Source organism: Gordonia sp. WA4-43 (genome assembly GCF_020520305.1).
Taxonomy (GTDB): domain Bacteria; phylum Actinomycetota; class Actinomycetes; order Mycobacteriales; family Mycobacteriaceae; genus Gordonia; species Gordonia hongkongensis.
The window spans coordinates 4,175,646-4,192,212 of record NZ_CP084736.1 but is presented as its reverse complement, the minus strand read 5'-3'; the positions used below and the strand labels follow the sequence as shown (position 1 = coordinate 4,192,212).

Annotated in this window: 13 protein-coding genes; 6 read left to right on the top strand and 7 right to left on the bottom strand. The window is 67.4% G+C overall.

What is annotated here, in order from left to right; translation table 11 throughout:
* Positions 1-180: 180 nt before the first annotated feature.
* The 3 genes from LEL84_RS19010 (at position 181) to LEL84_RS19000 (ending at position 2,506) form a co-directional block, all read left to right on the top strand.
* Complete coding sequence (locus LEL84_RS19010) at positions 181-936, top strand: DUF6882 domain-containing protein (protein WP_226512499.1); 756 nt, start codon at positions 181-183, stop codon at positions 934-936.
* Positions 937-989: 53 nt separating this feature from the next.
* Positions 990-1,481 (top strand): nucleoside deaminase, encoded by a 492-nt coding sequence (locus tag LEL84_RS19005; RefSeq protein ID WP_165630588.1) that lies wholly within the window; start codon positions 990-992, stop codon positions 1,479-1,481.
* Positions 1,482-1,561: 80 nt separating this feature from the next.
* Positions 1,562-2,506, top strand: a complete 945-nt coding sequence (locus LEL84_RS19000; protein WP_137810466.1) for an alpha/beta hydrolase — start codon at positions 1,562-1,564, stop codon at positions 2,504-2,506.
* Positions 2,507-2,579: 73 nt separating this feature from the next.
* Here the strand turns inward: LEL84_RS19000 and purD are convergent, their stop codons facing one another.
* The 3 genes from purD to LEL84_RS18985 are packed head-to-tail and all read right to left on the bottom strand — an operon-like array spanning position 2,580 to position 7,210.
* Positions 2,580-3,833 carry a phosphoribosylamine--glycine ligase gene (purD, locus tag LEL84_RS18995; protein WP_226512498.1) on the bottom strand — a complete coding sequence of 418 codons (1,254 nt, stop codon included), beginning with the start codon at positions 3,831-3,833 and terminating at the stop codon, positions 2,580-2,582.
* A gap of 54 nt (positions 3,834-3,887) precedes the next feature.
* The gene (locus LEL84_RS18990; RefSeq protein WP_226512497.1) at positions 3,888-5,948 is read right to left on the bottom strand and encodes an ArnT family glycosyltransferase; all 2,061 of its coding nucleotides are present in this window, start codon (positions 5,946-5,948) and stop codon (positions 3,888-3,890) included.
* A complete protein-coding gene (locus LEL84_RS18985; RefSeq protein ID WP_159370074.1) occupies positions 5,945-7,210 on the bottom strand; it encodes a bifunctional glycosyltransferase family 2/GtrA family protein in 1,266 nt (421 codons plus the stop codon). Before LEL84_RS18985 ends, LEL84_RS18990 begins: the two co-directional genes overlap by 4 nt.
* A gap of 137 nt (positions 7,211-7,347) precedes the next feature.
* On the opposite strand from LEL84_RS18985, the gene LEL84_RS18980 reads away from it, so the two are divergent.
* Entirely contained in the window at positions 7,348-9,468 is a 2,121-nt protein-coding gene (locus tag LEL84_RS18980; RefSeq protein ID WP_226512496.1) for a RecQ family ATP-dependent DNA helicase, read from the top strand.
* 91 nt (positions 9,469-9,559) lie between these two features.
* Here the strand turns inward: LEL84_RS18980 and LEL84_RS18975 are convergent, their stop codons facing one another.
* Entirely contained in the window at positions 9,560-9,985 is a 426-nt protein-coding gene (locus LEL84_RS18975) for an HIT family protein (protein ID WP_004020640.1), read from the bottom strand.
* Between the two features lie 469 nt (positions 9,986-10,454).
* On the opposite strand from LEL84_RS18975, the gene LEL84_RS18970 reads away from it, so the two are divergent.
* Both LEL84_RS18970 and LEL84_RS18965 read left to right on the top strand, forming a co-directional pair.
* Positions 10,455-10,847, top strand: a complete 393-nt coding sequence (locus tag LEL84_RS18970) for a hypothetical protein (RefSeq protein ID WP_226512495.1) — start codon at positions 10,455-10,457, stop codon at positions 10,845-10,847.
* A 79-nt stretch (positions 10,848-10,926) separates the two neighbouring features.
* Entirely contained in the window at positions 10,927-12,750 is a 1,824-nt protein-coding gene (locus LEL84_RS18965) for a hypothetical protein (RefSeq protein WP_226512494.1), read from the top strand.
* Positions 12,751-12,852: 102 nt separating this feature from the next.
* Here LEL84_RS18965 and brxL read toward each other — a convergent pair whose 3' ends face one another.
* From brxL to LEL84_RS18950, 3 genes are all read right to left on the bottom strand, one after another.
* On the bottom strand, positions 12,853-14,937 hold the full coding sequence (gene brxL / locus LEL84_RS18960) for a BREX system Lon protease-like protein BrxL (RefSeq protein ID WP_226512493.1): 2,085 nt from the start codon (positions 14,935-14,937) through the stop codon (positions 12,853-12,855).
* 88 nt (positions 14,938-15,025) lie between these two features.
* Positions 15,026-15,712: a nucleotidyl transferase AbiEii/AbiGii toxin family protein gene (locus LEL84_RS18955; RefSeq protein ID WP_319005246.1), complete on the bottom strand. Its 687-nt coding sequence runs from the start codon at positions 15,710-15,712 to the stop codon at positions 15,026-15,028.
* Positions 15,709-16,356 (bottom strand): type IV toxin-antitoxin system AbiEi family antitoxin domain-containing protein, encoded by a 648-nt coding sequence (locus tag LEL84_RS18950; RefSeq protein ID WP_226512492.1) that lies wholly within the window; start codon positions 16,354-16,356, stop codon positions 15,709-15,711. Before LEL84_RS18950 ends, LEL84_RS18955 begins: the two co-directional genes overlap by 4 nt.
* Positions 16,357-16,567 lie beyond the last annotated feature (211 nt).

Sequence of the window (16,567 nt, the reverse complement as noted above, 5' to 3'; positions counted from 1 at the left end):
ATGGGAGTCAATGCTGCCAAAGGGCCGGTACCGTCGTATCGCTTTCACCAAAGCGATACACGCCCAGGCGGATTCCCGTATAAGCCCGCTGACCTCGGCGGAATGCCCGACGGCGGTCGCCCGTCAGTCGGACGTCGGACAGAGGGGTACGACGACCACACCCGCGGTTACCGTGACCTCATGCAGTTCGACGGCCTCCATGCTGTCGCCGATTACGCGGCGCTCTACACCTGTCTGCGGCAGGTCGCGTTCGCCGACTTCCTGCGCGAACGGCTCGGTAGCTTCGAGTCGCGCTGCGACCCGGCGGAGCGGTCCGTCGTCTTCACCTCGACGGCCTCGTCCGACCCGGGCGGGCAGCGCGACTGTGTCCGTTCACGTGCCACGCTGATCGCGGTCATCGAATCGGACGCGATCGTGTGGGGGTGGGCCCATCCCCGCGGCGAACCGGCGGGTCCAGCCGCCGCGCTGCGCGACGTCGGCGCCCGATTCGGCGTCGATGATTTCGCCGTTCCCCGGGTGTCGTTGCCGCCCAGCCTGTCTCGCGACCAGATCGCCGACTACCGGACACAGGCGATCGACATCGTGGCCGCGGCCGCGGTCGAGAGCACCGGGATCAGTCCGTACTGGACGGCACAGCACGACGACGGGGATCTCGCGGTGTACCTCCTCGACGACGTCGCGCTGCCCGAACCGACCTTCGCCGACTTCGCCACCACGATGCCGACGGTGATGAGATCACTTGCGGTCAACGATCATCGGGTGGCGATCCACGGGATGGCCGCCCGCCGCGGCTGGCACATCAGCTGGCGCACCGGCTCCGACGGCGGCCGGTCGCCGATCTGCGACGTCACCGACGGCGAGTCGGTGGCGCACGTCGAGTTCGACCGGCGCGCGCGGCCCGTCGACTTCAGCTGTGAACTCGTCGGGCAGGCCTGAGACACTCGCCGTTCGCCCCACGCCGGCGTGCGGAACCGTGCGACGATCGGGACATGTCCCCCGACAGTCACGAGGACCCAGACATCACCCATCTCCGGCAGGCGATCGACCTCGCCGCCCGGGCCCGGACGCGCGGCGACCACCCGTTCGGCTCACTGCTGCTGGCGCCGGACGGCAGCGTGGTCGCCGAAGCGATGAATTCCGTGGACACCGCGGGTGACCCGACCGGGCATGCCGAGACGAACGTCGTCCGCGCGGTCGGGCACCTCGATCTCGACACGCGCGCCGAGCTGACGCTGTACACCAGCACCGAGCCGTGCGCCATGTGCGCCGGCGCGATCTACTGGGCCGGGGTCGGGACGGTCGTCTACGCGCTCGGCGAGGACGACCTGCGGGAGATGACCGGCGACGATCCCGCCAATCCCACGCTGGCGATGCCGTGCCGACGGATCTTCGAGGCGGGCAGTCGGCCGATCGTGGTACGCGGTCCGTTCGCGATCGACGCCGCACACGAGGTCCACGCCGGTTTCTGGCAGCACAGCTGAGAGGAATTCCTCACAACGGTGCGCGTCGGGAGCCATTCCGTTGCGGCGGGACGGGGGTCGGCCATTACCCTGTTGACTCGATGACCCGAGTGCCACCCCTCCCCAGCAATCCCGACGGACACGCCCGTGCGTTCGTCGGGCGTCGTGCTGTCCTGGCCGCCGGCCTCGGCGCCGCCGCCCTGGGGGTCGCCGCGTGCTCGGGGTCGACCCCGCCGACGTCGGTGGAGCCCCGCAAGCTCGAGGGTCGGGCCGACGATGAACTACCGGTCGAGGCGTCGCCGCCACCGGTCACCGGCGGCCCACCGCTGATCACCGGCAGCTTCCGCTCGGCGCGCATGGCCGGGCGTGACACGCGCTGGGCCGTCGCCCGGCCCAACGGGGTGACGGGCACCCTGCCCGTCGTCGTCGTGCTGCACGCGCTCAACACCAACGAGAAGTCGATCTTCGGGCCGAAGCTCGAGATGCAGTCGGTGATGCAGCAGTACGTCGACGCCGGGAACGCGCCGTTCGCGCTGGCCGCCGCCGACATCGGGCGCAACTACTACCACCGACGCACCGACGGCGCCGACGGGGGCGCGATGATCCTCGACGAGTTCCTGCCGATGCTCGCGAGCAATCCGGACCTGGACCTGTCCACCGAACGCATCGGCCTGTTCGGATGGTCGATGGGCGGGTACGGCGCGTTGCGCCTGGCGGCCATGCTGGGTTCGCCGCGTGTCGCCGCGGTCGCGGTCAGCTCCCCCGCGATGTGGGCCGACCCGCGCAACTTCCCGCCGCGCGCCTTCGACGGCCTCGCCGACTACCAGGCGAACTCGCTGTTCGGAGCCCAGCCGAAGTTCGCGAAGATCCCGCTGCTGATCAACATCGGCTCGAGCGACCAGTTCTACACCTACACGCGGCAGTGGGCCGCCGGACTCCGGCCACCGGCGGCGTTCGGGACCGCGGCGGGTGGTCACACCAATCGCTACTGGCGCAGCGTCCTGCCCGAGCAGGTCGAGTTCCTCGGGCGGAACCTGGCGGTCTGAGTCGACCGTAGTTCCCTATTTCGTTCTTGCACAACCGATTTCGGTGATCGGGAACGGGACGAGGGAGCGAGACTCAGATGCTGATCCGGCCCTCGAGGGCGTTGCGGCCGATGTCGCGGCGGAAGTGCGAACCGGGGAGCTTGATGTTGGCGATCCGCGCGTAGGCCTGCTCGCGAGCTTCGGCGAGATCGGCGCCGGTGCCCACCACCGCGAGCACCCGCCCACCCGAGGAGACGACGGCGCCGTCGGCGTTGCGCGCGGTGCCGGCGTGCAGCACCCCGTCGGTGTCGGCACCGGTGATGAGGTCGCCGGTGCGCGGCTTGCCGGGGTAGTTCTCCGCGGCGACCACGACGGTGACCGCGGCCCCGTCGCGCCACTGCAGCGGCGGGAGGTCGGCGAGGGTGCCGGTGGCGGTCGCGTGCAGCGCCTGCCCGAGCGGCGATTCGAGCAGGGCCAGCACCGCCTGGGTCTCCGGATCGCCGAAGCGACAGTTGAATTCGACGACGGCGGGCCCGTCCGACCCGATCGCCAGGCCGGCGTACAGCAGGCCGGAGAACGGGATGCCTCGTCGAACCATCTCGGCGGCAACGGGTTTGACGACCTCGTCGACGATGCGCGTGGTCATCTCGGCGGGCAGCCAGGGCAACGGCGCGTAGGCACCCATCCCGCCGGTGTTCGGTCCGGCGTCGTCGTCCCCGACGCGCTTGTGGTCCTGCGCGGGCAGCAGGGGCACCACGGTCTCGCCGTCGACGAGGCAGAACAACGACACCTCCGGCCCGTCGAGGAAGCTCTCCAGCAGGACGGGGTGGCCGCTCTCGAGACACTCGGCCGCGTGATCGCGGGCGACGTCACGGTCCGCGGTGACGACGACGCCCTTGCCCGCGGCCAGACCGTCGTCCTTGACGACCCAGGTCGGGCCGAACCGGTCGAGTGCGGCGTCGAGCCGGGCGGGATTGTCGACGATCTCGGCATGGGCGGTCGTGACCCCCGCGGCCTTCATGACGTCCTTCGCGAACGCCTTCGACCCCTCGATCTGCGCGGCCTCGGCACTCGGACCGAAAGTCGCGACGCCGGCCGCGCGCAGGGCGTCGGCGACCCCGAGGACCAGGGGCACCTCGGGACCGATGACCACGAGGTCGGCGCCGATCTCGCGTGCCAGCGCCACGACCGCGTCGCCGGAGACGGCGTCGACGGGATGGTTCGTCGCGATCGACGAGGTGCCGGCGTTGCCCGGGGCGACGTGCAGGTCGGTGACCGCCGGATCGTTCGCCAGACCGATGAGGAGGGCATGTTCGCGGCCGCCCGAGCCGATCACGAGTACGCGCACGTTCATGACTCTAAACGCCGGTACCCGTGACCGCCCAAACGGTGTCGGCGCCGGTCAGCTCGTGGGCTGGGTGAGGTCGTACAGGGTCACGCCGTCGACGGTTACGGCGGTGAAGTTCTCCTGCACCCAGGTGCTGATCTGCGACGACGGTTGCGACGAGTTGCCGCCCATGCCGCCCCCCATACCGGGACCGGAACCGCCACCGATGAAGTAGTGGATCTTCTTCGCGGCCACGAGCTGCTGGAATTCGGCCAGGGTCGGCGACGGATCGCTGCCGTTGAATCCGCCGATCGGCATCACCGAGTGTCCGGTCTCGAGCTGGTAGCCCGACGCCGACATCGAGCCCACGGCAGCTGCGACCCACGTGTACTCGTCGGCGTCGGCGGTGAGCCTGTCCACGAGCGCCGCCGACGGCGTCGAACCACGGAGCAGTCCTCCGGCGGCTCCGTCGCCACCGCGACCGCCCCCATCCTGTTGACCCATACCGGGCATCCCCTGTCCGGGTGCTCCCAAACCCTGCGGTGGCATGCCGGGCATGCCCCGTCCGCCGGGGCCACCCGGGCCACCGCCACCGGGACCGAATTCGCCCTCGACGCGCGGTCCGGCGGTGATGATGGATCCGCTCTTCTCGGTCGCGATGGTGTCGACGGTGTAGGCGACCGGCCCGGCCAGGCCCGCCATGATGGCCCCGATGAGCGCTGCGGCCGCGACGGTCCGACGCTGGGTGAAGACCATGGCCACCGCGGCGAGGAGTCCCACGACGAGGACCGCGTATCGCAGCCACGGCACGAAGTCGGGTGCGCGATCGAGCAGGACGAAGCCCCAGATCGCGGCGGCCGCGACGGAGATCCCGAGCGCGATCCGCACCCACAGCCGGTCCCGGTGCGACCAGCACACCGCCGCGCCGCCGGCGACGACCGCGGCGACCGCGGGAGCCAGTGCCGCCGTGTAGTACTGATGGAAGATCCCGGCCATGAAGCTGAAGACACCCATCGTGACCAGCAGCCACAGCGCCCAGACGACCAGATACGCACGGCGCGGGTCGGTTCGTCGGGCCCTGCCGATCAGTACGAGTGCCACGGCGGCGAGGATCAGGCCAGTCGGGATGAGCCAGGCGATCTGACCGCCCTGCGCGGGTTCGAACATCCGCAGCAATCCGGTCTCGCCCCACGCGCCGCCCCCGCCGCCGGGGCCACCCGGTCCACCGCCCATGCCCTCCATCGCGTTTCCCCCACCACCGGGGACGACGGCGCCGGTCTCGTTGCCGTTGAGCCGGCCCAGGCCGTTGTAGCCGAGGGTCAACTCGAGGATCGAGTTGTTCTGTGAGCCACCGATGTACGGGCGCGACGACGCGGGCCACAGCTCGACGGCGAGAATCCACCAGCCGGCGCTGACGATCATCGCGCCGAGCGCGGCGAACAGTTGTCCGATCCGGCGCAACCAACCACGCGGTCCGAACGCGAGGTAGGTGACCGCCAGCGGCGGCACGATCAGCATGACCTGGAGTTGCTTGGTGAGGAAACCGAAGCCGACGAACACGCCGGTCAGGATCAACCACCGCCATCGACCGTCCTCGAGTCCCTTCATCATCGACCAGACCGCGGCGATCATCAGCAGGATGAGCAGCGCCTCGGGGTTGTCGAAGCGGAACATCATCGCCGCGACCGGTGTCACCGCGAGGGTCACCCCCGCGACGATGCCGGCCCAGTGGCCGAAGTACTTCCGGGTGATCAGGTAGAGCAGCGCCACCGAGGCGACGCCCATCAGCGCCTCGGGCACCAGGATCGACCACGGGTTGACCCCGAAGATCCGGGCGCTGAGCCCCGGAATCCACAGCGAGGCAGGCGGTTTGTCGACCGTGATCGAGTTCGCCATGTCCGACGACCCGAAGAACCACGCCTTCCACGACTGGGAACCGGCCTGGATCGCAGCCGAGTAGAAGGAGTTGGCCCACCCGTTGATCGACAGGTTCCACAGGTAGGCCACCGTGGTGCCGACCAGTAGCGCCGCCAGCGAGAGACGTTCCCAGATGGCACTTTTCGCCGGTGAACGCGTCACTCCTGAGGAGTCTGCGGGCGCAACGGAGCCCGCCGGGGAGACGAGGGTGGTACTCATGCGGCAACCTCCGTGTGGTGAGCGGGCGCCTTGCGGAACACCCAGCGGAGACCGACGAACCGGGTGAGCGTCGCCACCAGGTTCGCGATCACCAGGATCATCAGTTCGATGTGTTTCGTCGCGTCGGGGGCGACGGTGTGGAGAACGAACAGCGCACCCGAGGTGACGACCCAGCCGAAGAGGAAGACGCCGAGGCCGAAGAGCTGGTGGCGCAGGGCGTTGTCGCGTCCGCGGATACCGAAGCTGAAGCGCCGGTTGGCGGCGGTGTTGAGGACCGCGGTGATCGCGAGCGCGACCACGTTGGAGACCTGGGCGCCCAAGAACGAGTGCAGCGCCAGGAACAGGACCGCGTAGGCCAGCGTCGACGCCACGCCCACCACGCAGAAGCGGGCGAGCTGCCCGACCATGCCCGTCGGCACCCCGTCGAGCTGCGGTCCCGCAGCCCGGTCCCGGCCGATCGAGGCTCGTAGCTGGGCGATCGGGAGTCGACCCATCGCGAGCGCGAGGCCCACGCGCGCACAGCCTTTCAGATCCGCGATCGCGGTCGGCACGATGTCGACGGTGCTGTCGGGGTCGTCGACCCAGTCCACCGGCACCTCGGCGATGCGCAGACCGATCTGTTCGGCGAGGACCAGGAGCTCGGTGTCGAAGAACCAGCCGGTGTCGGCGACGAACGGCAGCAGTTCGCGGGCGATGTCGGTGCGCATGGCCTTGAATCCGCACTGCGCATCGGAGAACCGGGCGCCCATCGCAGTACGCAGCATCAGGTTGTACGAGCGGGAGATGAACTCGCGCTTGGGTCCTCGGACCACGCGTGCGGAGCGGTTGAGGCGCGTCCCGATCGCGATGTCGGAGTGCCGCGACACCAGCGGGGCGATGAGCGGCATCAGGGCGTTGAGGTCGGTCGAGAGGTCGACGTCGCAGTACGCGACGATCTCGGCGTCACTGTGCTGCCACACCGCGCTCAGCGCGCGTCCGCGGCCCTTCTGCTCGAGATGGACGACCCGAACGCCCTCGAGTTCACCGGCCAGTGCGACGGCGATCTCGAGGGTCTCGTCGGTGCTGGCATTGTCGGCGACGGTGATCCGCGACGCGTACGGCACATGCGCGCGCAGGTGGTCGGCCAGGCGTCGCACCGACGAGGCGATGTCGTCCTGTTCGTTGTAGACGGGGACCACGATGTCGAGTACTGGATTCGGCGTAGAGGTGTCGGCGACGGTGTACATCTGCGCCGGGGCGCCCGGCGGTGCTTCTGGGATCATGCGGACAACTCTCGATTCCCAGCCTCGCGTCACCCTGCATGTGAACTGCCAGGTTCCTGTGAACGCTTCGCCGGGTACACGCCGCGGTGTGGACGGACCGCGTCGGCGTGTCCGAGGGCGCCACTACATTGGGGCGCATGGCCGCAACCCTCGCCCCGGACCAGCTGACCGCCGCCAACCGTGTCATCACCAGCCTGGCCGGTGAGGGCGCCGCGCTGCGCGACGACCAGCTCCGGGCCGTGACCGCACTGGCCGGCCGGCCCGCCGATCCCACCGAGCGCGGCGCCCGCGTGCTGGTCGTCCAGGCGACCGGGTGGGGCAAGTCGGCGGTCTACTGGTCGGCGACCGCGATCATCCGGGCGGGTGGCGGGGGGCCGACGCTCATCGTGTCACCGCTGCTGTCGCTCATGCGCGACCAGGTCGCCGCCGCCGCTCGCGGTGGGTTGTCGGCGGCGACGCTCAACTCGTCCAATGTCGACGAGTGGTCGATGATCGAGGCACAGCTGCGCGCCGGCGACCTTGACGTGCTGCTCGTGTCACCGGAACGGCTCGCCAATCCGGGCTTCGGTCGCCGGGTTCTCGACGCCTTGGCCGGCAACCTCGGCCTGCTCGTCATCGACGAAGCACATGCGGTGTCCGACTGGGGTCACGACTTCCGCCCGGACTACCGCCGCGTCGCCGACGTGCTGCGTACCGTCAACCCGACGACGCCGGTCCTGGCCACCACCGCCACCGCCAATGCCCGCGTCACCGAGGACGTGGCGGCTCAGCTTGACGCCGGGGCCGGTGGTGAGCCCACGCTCGTCCTCCGCGGGCCGCTGGCACGAAAGTCGCTGCACCTCAACGTCCTCGACGGCCTGTCCCCGGTCCAGCGGTACGGGTGGGTCGCGCAGTCGCTGCCTTCGCTGCCGGGGTCGGGCATCGTCTACGTGCTGACCGTCGCCGACGCCGACCGCCTGGTCGAGGCGATCCGGGCCGTCCATGGCGACGCCGTCGCGGTGGCGGCCTACACCGGCCAGCTCGACGCCGACCGCCGCCATGAGCTCGAGGACGCGTTGCTGCGCAACGAGGTCAAGGCGCTGGTCGCGACGTCGGCGCTCGGAATGGGTTACGACAAGCCAGATCTCGGCTTCGTGGTGCATGTCGGGTCACCGCCGTCGCCGGTCTCCTACTATCAGCAGGTCGGCCGTGCCGGACGCGCCCTCGACGACGCCGTCGTGATGCTGCTGGCGTCGCAGACCGACGACCGGATCTGGGACCACTTCGCCACCGCGACGATCCCCGACCCGGACAAGATGCGCGATCTGCTCGCCGCCCTGGAATCCGCGGCGGAGCCGCAGTCGGTGGTGCAGCTCGAGGCCGCCACCCGCTTCCGGCGCACGCGTATCGAGTTGATGCTCAAGCAACTGGCGGTCGACGGCGTCACCGACCGGACCGCCGACGGGTGGGTCGTCACCGGCAAGCCCTGGACCTACGACGCCGAGCACTACGACGGCATCCTCGCCGTGCGCCGTCGGGAGGCCGACATCATGCGCGCCTACATCGCGGGCCGCACGTGCCTCATGCGGTTGCTGACCGAATCCCTCGACGACCCGCAGGCCGCGGACTGCGGACGCTGCTCGGTCTGCCGGGGCGCCCTCAGCGAAGGACTCCCCGATTCGGTCGACGCCGAGATCGTCCGCACCGTGACCTCGACGCTGCGTCGCAAGGCCCAGACCCTGGACCCCCGCAAGATGTGGCCCGGTGGCGAATTCGGGCGTCGCGGAAGAATTTCCGCCGATCTCCTGGCCGAGCCGGGTCGTGTCCTGGCCCATGCCGACGCCCCGGAGTGGGTCGAGGTGCTGGCCGCGGCCCGCAACGGCGACGAGCGCGCGCTCGCCGAGTTGGGCGACGCCGCGGTTGCGACGCTGGCCGCGTGGGTGCGCGACACCGGTATCCGGGCTGACGTCATCGTGTCGCTCCGTCTGACCGGCACCGTCCTGGCCGAGACCCTGGCCGACCACCTGCGGAAGGTCGGGAAACGCGAGGGCGGCAGTTTTCCCGTGCGCATGGGCGATCCGCCCACCGACGCGACCGGCGCGGTCGAAGCCGCGTACTGGCGCGACCACCTCGGCGACCCGCCCGACGTCGCGGGCCGCGCCGTGCTGCTCGTGGTCGACGCCAACGGCTCGGGCTGGCCGATCACCCTGGCCGCCGCCGCCCTTCGCGAGGCCGGCGCCACCGCGGTGCTACCGCTGCTGATCCACCGGACGGTGTGAGCCCTACGCAAACCCACCCCTTTTCGGCATACCCAGCACCCTGACGAGGGGTGGGTTCGCCGAAAAGTGGTGGGTTTGCCGGACGGTCGGGTCAGTCGGCGACGTACTCGCCGTACCCGAGCGACCGGAGGCTGGCGCGGATCTTCTCGGCCGCGGCGTCGAGGTCCTCGGGGCGGGCGTTCTTGTTCGCGTTCGCGAGGTCGAAGGTCTGCATCGAGAGCGCCGGGAACACGTGGACGTGCACGTGCGGGACTTCGAGGCCGGCGATGAGCAGGCCCATCCGCGGCGCGTCGAAGGCGTCCTTCACCGCGCGACCCACGTTCTGCGCGACGGCGCTGAGGTGCGCGAACGCGGCGGTGTCCATCTGCTCCCAGTGGTCGACCTCGGCGCGGGGAACCACCAGGACGTGACCGGGCGTGACCGGTTCGATCGTGAGGAACGCGACCGCCTCGCCGTCCTTCCAGACGAATCGACCCGGGAGATCGCCATTGATGATCATGCTGAAGACCGATGCCATGGGCCGAGTCTAGCCTGGCGCTTCAACGCCCATCTCATGTCGTGAATGGTGAATGGTGTAGTGATTGGGCAGATTCCGCTACCAGTGTCTGTGGCGTGGACCCAGTGTGGGCACTCCTCCCAGCGCGGGCAGTCCGGCCTACGAATGGTCTGCGACCTCCAAGTTCGGCAGCACCACCTTTGTGACCATCGCACCCGCCCGCGTCCATCATGGGTCACGCTCGACGAACTCTACGAACGCGCAACAGACGCACGAGCGTGCCCGACCGAGTTGATCCGCTTCGGCGACTTTCCGCCTCCGGTGGTAGCGCACTGCCAAACCCGCAGATATCCCGAATGCACGTGGAAGACCCGCTCGTCGTCGGATGCATACTTTCGTCTGATCAGAGGACACGATGACGCCGAAGAGTGTCACAGCGGCATGTGAAGATCATCCGGTTCGTACAGATCGACCTCTCAGGAGCCGGAACATGATGATGAAACGACGATGGATCGCGGGACTGGCGGTATTCGCTGCGCTGTCCGTCGGAGCCGGCACTGCGGGCGCGGTGCCGCCTCTCGAGCTGAACGGGTCGGTGACCGACGCGAGTAGCGATATCGAGGTCGCGGACTACGCCTATCGCGATCTGACGATGAACCGTATGTCGCATGACCGCGCAATCGAGTACGCCGCCGGATACAAGACGGCGGTCCAGGTGACCAGAGCGCTCAACGTTCATCTCGGCCGGTACTGCGCCGCCTCGCGACTTATCGGCCGCGCGCTCTCAGATCAGGGCTACAACAGCGCAACAATCCAGAACTTCGACTATCAGTCCGGCTGCCTCGGTGCGCCGCCGATCACGCACGACCGTCCCACCTCTTGAGACCACATAGCCCTTCGGATATCCGCGACCACCCGGCGGGCACTAGATTACGGCGAGGCATGACAGGGAGGGATACACAGTGAAGATCGTCTATCTCCACGGGGTTGGCAACGGAGATCCCGAGCGCTCATGGCTGGCAGGGCTCAACAGGGGACTTGCCGGCATAGGCGCTGCTCCGATCGAAGACTCCGATGTGATCGCACCTCGATACTCGGGCATCCTGAATGCACGCGGGGTGAAGTGCAAGCATCCGGGTAAGACATACAAGGTCAAAGACGACCATGACGAACGGCGTGCATTCGAACGGCGGCAGGCCAAAGTCCAGCGAATGCTCGGTAAGACCGGCGCTGTCCAGACCTTCGGTTTTGGCCGCTTCCCGGGACCGGTGATCAACCGACTCCAGCAGATCGGCATCTCATCGGCAATGGTTGATGTGCTCAAACAGGTCAAGGGCTACATGACCGACGAGGACGTCCGCGCCGCGGTGCTGTCCAACATCTTGGACGACATTCCTGCCACCGGCGAGGTAATCCTCATCGGCCACAGCCTGGGTAGCGTGATCGCGATCGACCTTCTCGATCATCTCCATCCCAAACTTCAGGTGCGACGTTTCATCACGATCGGTAGCCCGGCCGGCTCACCGTCTTTGCACGCCGGCAGTGATCGCATTCTGCAGCGCTTTCCGTACGCTCGGGTTGACGACTGGTCCAACTTTCTCGACTGTTACGACCCGGTGACCGCCGGTCGCGGACTCACCGGCATCTTCAATGGCGCTCAAGACTTCGGAATCAATGGTGCGAGGGAGCATTCCGCGCACGTATACCTCAAGCATCCTGCCGTCGCGAGCGTGATAGCGGACATCAAGTACCCCTCCGCGAGGATTGTTCCAAGCGGAGGTGGCATTGCCCTCAGACTTGACGACGCCGACGCATCGTCACTACTCGCGCTCAAGTACGCCCATATCGTCGCTGGACTCCTCGAGGATGAAAAGACCCGCGACCGCTACGAGGACGCGCTGGCTGTGCTCCAGGACAACTTCGCAGACACGATAGAGGCCAAGGCTGAAGGCAGCCCTCTCCCTACCGAATTGGCTGAACTAGTTCAAGGCCGTCTCCCCACGCTACCGAGGCGCTGGGACCTACCAGATGCAGTGAGCCAGGCAGTGGTCGTCTCGTTCACCAATGTGCTCGACCCTTATGAGATCGACGCAGGGGATGCACGAATCGACGCATTGACCCGTCTTCTCATGGATCTTGGATATCCAAGCAAGACAGGCAAGAAAGTGGCCAGCGCTGTTCGTGACGTCACTGACGTCGTCGCAGGCAGACGGAGTGTCTTCGGAACAAAGACCCGCGTGTTCGCAGCAGCGGCGGGCATCGCGCTCTTGGCGGCGGGCCCCATCGGTATCGCCATGGCGGGTGCGGCCGGGGCGGCAGGTGCGGCGGCGATTGTCGGTGGACTAGCTGCGTTCGGACCGGGCGGAATGGTCGGTGGTCTGGCCATGCTGGGGGGTCTTGCATCGACCGGGGCGATGGTGACCACTCTGGCGGCCACCGCGCGCGGTGGAGCTCAACCACTGATGACCGACCCGACGAGTGTCGCCATTCACGTGGCAGTAGCTCACGCGCTCAACTCGATCGGGGAGCCGTTCGACGAGACTCTCTGGTACCGACTCACCGCCGCAGAGGCTGAGATCGGCGCTGAACTCAACCGGCTCACGGCGTTCAGTGACTTCAAGTCAGCTTCCGTCCAGCGACTCGAAGCATCGCTGGCAATAATCGAGAAGCTCATGGGCTTCATGCTCGCCAACGAGCTCAGCCCGCGCGACCTTGCCGCGGCAGCCATGGAGGTCGAGCAGTCTTCGCATAGAGCCGCGACTGACCCCGGAGAGAACTTCGAATAAGAGCCCGGGCAGTGGACCAAATGCGTGCGGGCGAACTGGCTTGACTCACCTGCCGATGGCGACCGTGCTGATATGGCCTACGGCTACGTGCGTCGGTCCGCGCTAGGTCTTCAGGTAGGTGACTGTGAACGAGCGCGTACGTCGCTGATCCTGACGCTTCATCCGCAAATCGAAGTTGTTTCTTTTTACAAATGGCTGGAATATATCGAGCCCACGGCCAAGTTGAATGCGCCATCCGTTATCTGTCGTTATCTGCCGATCGTGCAGTCCCTTCTCGAAATCGCAGGTGAACTCGATTCCGCCTTCCTCGACGGCGTCCATGATGTCGGACAGGCCGATGAGCTGCGCCTTCTTCCAGTCGTCCCGTTCGGTCTCCTGAGCAGTACGGACGTGCACGGCAACGGTCTCTTCTGCCGGCTTGGCCGCGATGATCTCGACGAGGAGCTCGTAGAGGTTTCGGAGCTGATGCGGCGCACGAATGTACGGGTCGACGATTTCGATCTTCTTCGCACCCCGTAGGTGCGGAATCAGCAGTCCTTCGAAGGAGTGCCCCATTGCATTCTCGGGGATGTCGAGTGCGCCGGTCCGGAGCGGCGCAACCGGCTCCGGCGGCGCGGGAGAAGACGTCGTCGTGCTGGGCGTGGGCGCCCCGTCACTCTCCGCTTCGCCGCTTTCCTCGGTGGTGCGGTGGTACAGGTGCGGGAAGTCCAGTTCCTCCTGGGTGGTCACCGAGTGCCAGTTCCCGGAGGAGTCCTTGTACCCGAAGCGGACTGGGTCCATGGTTCGGTCGATCCGCAGGATCTGGTCCTTGACGCGTTTACGGCCTTCCATCGCGAACCGCAGCAGTTCCTCCACTTCGTCCCCGGTAGCGCCGCGGTGCGGGTGGATCAGTTTCATGAGGCCGGAGAACGTCTTTCGCACACCGTCACGGTCGCGGGTCGAGATCTCCTCGGACAGCACGAAGTCGGGTGCGTAGGCATCGGAGAAGTCCTGGGTGCGCAGGTGCCGCAGTGCCTCGGCGAGGTAGTCGACGACGAATCCGTAGCCGTCGGTGAACAGTTCACGCCGGATGATCTCGACTTCCCAGCCGGGGAGGTAGCAGTGCAGCCGGTCGAGGTAGGCGGCGTCGTAGTACGACGCGGGCAGCACCTCGAACAGATCGGAGTGGGCGAGCATGGTGGGAACGGGCCGAGAGGTGTTGCCAATGAACACCATCGACGCTTCGGCCGGGATGGTGTCGACGCCGCGGGAGAACGTCTTGTTCGCCATGTAGTTCTTCATGATGTCGACGAGTGCCTTGTCGACCTTCTTCTGTCCGGCGAACTCGTCGAACGCGACGACGTCCCAGAACCCGACCAGGCCGATGCGGCCGTTGGAGTTGTTGACGAACAGTTTCGGGACGGTGATCTCGCCGCCCGATATCAACATTCCGTGCGGGGAGAACTCAGAGTAGACGTGTGACTTGCCAGTTCCCTTGGGTCCGAGTTCGACGAGGTTGTAGTTGCGTTCGACGAACGGGATCAGGCGAACGAGCTGGAGGAGCTTGCCGCGCGGAGACAGCCGGTCCGGGTCGAATCCGACCGTCTGAACGAGCAGGTCGATCCATTCCTCGGTGCTGAATTCGGCGCGGGCGGCGAGGTACCGCGGGGCGTCGAACTGTCCGAGCTGAATCGGTTTGAGCCCGGCGATGATCCACCGGTCCTCGTGCGATTCGCCGGCCGAGTACTCGACGTCGACCATGCACCACACACCGCCGGTGAGAAGTTTGGGGTGCTGTTTGACGGTGCGGTCGTCGATGGGCACCGCTTTGAGGCCTAGATTGGAGAACGCCGCGGTGTGAATGTCCTTCTTGTCGTCGAGGACAACGGCGACCTTGTCGATGACGCGGTGCCGTCCGCGATCACGGATCGTCGACTTCACCAGCTCGGCCTCGCCGCGGTGCACGTAGTGCTGAGCGAGGATGTTGCGCACGCTGTCGATGCCGGCGTCGATTGTCGCTTCGTCGTCGGTGGCGCAGTACTGGGCGAGGAGGAATTCGAGGACGTACCCGGGAACGACGGCATTGCCGCGGACGCGACCGACGAGGTCCTTGCGAACGACGAGTCCGGGGAACTGCGTGTTGGCCTTGGTGTCGAGCGCGGTGAGGCGGGGCTGCTCGTCTGCGGTGTCGTCAACGGTGTCGGTCACAGTTCTCCATCTTCCTGCATCGTGTCGAGCTCGGTCACGCGCGCCCAGGCCTCGCGAACTATCGCCGCGGCCGCCTCGGCTGCCACGTTCAGGATGGTCTGACCCGCCAGTTGTGCCGTCCAGTCGGCCTCATCGGGGACCGTGTCGAACAGAAATCGGGCAGGAGGGCGGTTCGTCGGTCCGTATAGCGCATACAACGCGGCAGCCTGTCGTCGATGGCACCGAGCGCCGCCATCGCCCAGAGGTCCCACAGGTCGCGGGGCGCATGCCGGTCTTGCCACGTCACCGTCTTGGATGCCGCGAAGGCCGGGAGGGTGGGTACCGCCAGTTCCGCGGGTGGCGCGTCGCTGTAACGCTGTTCAATCATGCGCAGCTCAGACGGCCACACCGTCCGATTCTTCGACGACAGCAGCTGGACTTTCACGGACAATCCTCCTGCAGTTCGGAGGTGGGCGGCACCGGTATCGGGCACGGCGCTGAGCGCGGGCTCCCAGCTCAGCCGACCGTGGGTTCGGGCCACAGCGCGGGGAAGCTCGGCGTTGATCTCGGTCGCCAGCTCTGTGCGGTTGCCGAGGGCGACCAGGTCGATGTCCTCGCTGAGGCGCCCGTCGGTGAGGTGGGTGCGGCCGAGCGCGGTGCCGCCGATGAAGTGGAGTCGATCCGTGAATCGCGCGGAGAGGGCCGCGAGGAGATGTGAGATCAGGTGGTCGCGTTCCACCTGCTCCGGCGCGACGCCGAATTGGGTTGCGACAGCGTCGCGTTCGTCGCGGTTCACGGCCTCACCGCCGCCCACATCTCGGCTCGCCTGAGACTCGCCACCATCCGCTGCTCCCGCGCCAGTTCGTCGAGTCGGTCCGGGTCACTACGACGGTAGAGCGTCTTTATGGCGGCAGGGATCTCGGTTTCCGCATTGCCGAGCAGGGGCCGTCTCGAAAGGTCGAGCACGGTCTGTTCAGGCGTGGTGACGAGGACAGGCCCGAGTGCGGTATCGATGCTTTCCGCGTCGAGTCCGTCCGTGTCGCGTTGAACGAAGCGAAGTGTGGCGGGGCGGTCGGCAAAATCGATCGGCCGGTGCCGGTACGGGACGGCGACGATCGCGGTGGCCAGTGCTCGCGGGGCGGCACCGTGTAGCCGGGCAGCGCTGACCCCCATCACCACCACGTTGTCGGCCCCGTAGATCGTCGATGCGATCCCCGCAGCGGCTGCTTCGAGACCCGGAAGCCATTCTCGCCCGACGTGATCCTGCGGGACGACGATGTAGTAGCCGTGGGCGACGCGATGCAGGACGCCTCGATCGGCGAGCCGGGCCAGTTCGGGACGGGGGTGGGCGTATACCTCGGTAGCGTCCTGTGGGCGGAGGGTGCGCAGGGCAGTCCGCGCCAGCACGGCTGGCAGCGGAGTTCCGCGCGTCTGCTCCATTTCACACCTTCAGTACGCATTCCGTAGGCTCCCAACCTACGAAATGCGTACTGAATTGGCAATCACAACGGGTCGAAGAAACCGCCGAATCCACGCTGCAACGGCGCGGTGGTGTGACGGTACTCGGTGCGGGTGCAGGTGCGTTGGTGAGCCGACGTCGCGGATGTGAACGGACTGGCCGGCTAAGCAATCGGCGGTGCGGTGCGACCTC

Coding starts and splice junctions, on each gene's coding strand:
- LEL84_RS19010 (WP_226512499.1), top strand. CDS start 181: ATGCAGTTCGACGGCCTCCATGCTGTCGCCGATTACGCGGCGCTCTAC.
- LEL84_RS19005 (WP_165630588.1), top strand. CDS start 990: ATGTCCCCCGACAGTCACGAGGACCCAGACATCACCCATCTCCGGCAG.
- LEL84_RS19000 (WP_137810466.1), top strand. CDS start 1,562: ATGACCCGAGTGCCACCCCTCCCCAGCAATCCCGACGGACACGCCCGT.
- LEL84_RS18990 (WP_226512497.1), bottom strand. CDS start 5,948: ATGAGTACCACCCTCGTCTCCCCGGCGGGCTCCGTTGCGCCCGCAGAC.
- LEL84_RS18985 (WP_159370074.1), bottom strand. CDS start 7,210: ATGATCCCAGAAGCACCGCCGGGCGCCCCGGCGCAGATGTACACCGTC.
- LEL84_RS18980 (WP_226512496.1), top strand. CDS start 7,348: ATGGCCGCAACCCTCGCCCCGGACCAGCTGACCGCCGCCAACCGTGTC.
- LEL84_RS18975 (WP_004020640.1), bottom strand. CDS start 9,985: ATGGCATCGGTCTTCAGCATGATCATCAATGGCGATCTCCCGGGTCGA.
- LEL84_RS18970 (WP_226512495.1), top strand. CDS start 10,455: ATGATGATGAAACGACGATGGATCGCGGGACTGGCGGTATTCGCTGCG.
- LEL84_RS18950 (WP_226512492.1), bottom strand. CDS start 16,356: ATGGAGCAGACGCGCGGAACTCCGCTGCCAGCCGTGCTGGCGCGGACT.